1 protein-coding gene is annotated in these 384 nt (G+C 67.2%); it reads left to right on the top strand.

The window, feature by feature from the left end; genetic code table 11:
* Positions 1–384 (top strand): adenosylhomocysteinase (locus UK12_RS33395; RefSeq protein WP_045306968.1); only part of this gene is annotated, 384 nt, incomplete at both ends.

The following is a 384-nucleotide window of genomic DNA, read 5'->3' as shown; positions in this document are numbered from 1 at the left end:
CCGCAGGGTGTGCCGGTGTTCGCCTGGAAGGGCGAGACGCTGGAGGAGTACTGGTGGTGCACTGAGCAGGCGCTGACCTGGCCGAACGGCCAGACCCCGGCCGGGGCCGACGGTTCGGCCGGCTACGCCGGACCGAACATGATCCTGGACGACGGCGGTGATGCCACCCTCCTGATCCACAAGGGCGTCGAGTTCCAGAAGGCGGGCCGGGTGCCCGACCCTTCCACCGCTGACAACGACGAATTCCGCATCGTGCTGGAGCTGTTGCAGCAGTCGACGCTGAACTGGACCGAGGTCGCGGCGACGATCAAGGGTGTGACGGAGGAGACCACGACGGGTGTCCACCGGCTGTACGAGATGCACCGGGACGGGAAGCTGCTGTTC

It is taken from the genome of Saccharothrix sp. ST-888, from assembly GCF_000955975.1.
GTDB lineage: Bacteria > Actinomycetota > Actinomycetes > Streptomycetales > Streptomycetaceae > Kitasatospora.
Note: the sequence above shows the minus strand (reverse complement) of the source record. Positions and strands in the feature narration are given on the sequence as shown.